1 pseudogene is annotated in these 465 nt (G+C 72.5%); it reads left to right on the top strand.

The annotated features are described in order from the left end of the window. Nucleotides 1-465 (top strand): annotated as a pseudogene (locus tag GM668_RS30765) (hypothetical protein); the annotation flags it as partial.

Below are 465 nucleotides of genomic sequence, written 5' to 3'. Positions count from 1 at the left end.
GAAACGGCCACGGTCGCCCGCAGCCACGGGCAGCTGCGCTTTGCTGCCGGCGCGCTCGATGACGGCGGCGCCGCACTGCTGGTCCAAGGGCCGGCTGGCGCGCAGGACGTGCGCCGGCTCGATACCGCGCTGGACGGCGCGGCATCTGTATCGCTGGCGGGTGTCCGCTATGCCATCACCGGCATGTCCGGCGATACCATGACCTTGGCGCCCGCGCGCCATGTCGCGCTGTACAGCGAAGCGCGCATGCCGGATGCCGCAGCGCCAGCCGTCAGCTGGCAATGGCGGCAACGCACGCCGTGGTGGCAAGCCGAAACGTGGACGAACCGCATTGCCGCCATGGCGACAGCCATCGCGCTGTGCTGCGCACTGGGCGCCGCATTCACATCCGCTGCGCCAGCCCGCGCCCTATCGGCTGCCGCGCCTGCGCTGGCAGCGGCAGTGGCGGCCGCACTGCTGGCGGCC

Origin of the sequence: Pseudoduganella ginsengisoli (assembly GCF_009720865.1) — a bacterium.
In the GTDB taxonomy this organism is placed as follows: domain Bacteria; phylum Pseudomonadota; class Gammaproteobacteria; order Burkholderiales; family Burkholderiaceae_D; genus Rugamonas; species Rugamonas ginsengisoli.
This window is presented reverse-complemented; position numbering and strand designations above follow the sequence as displayed.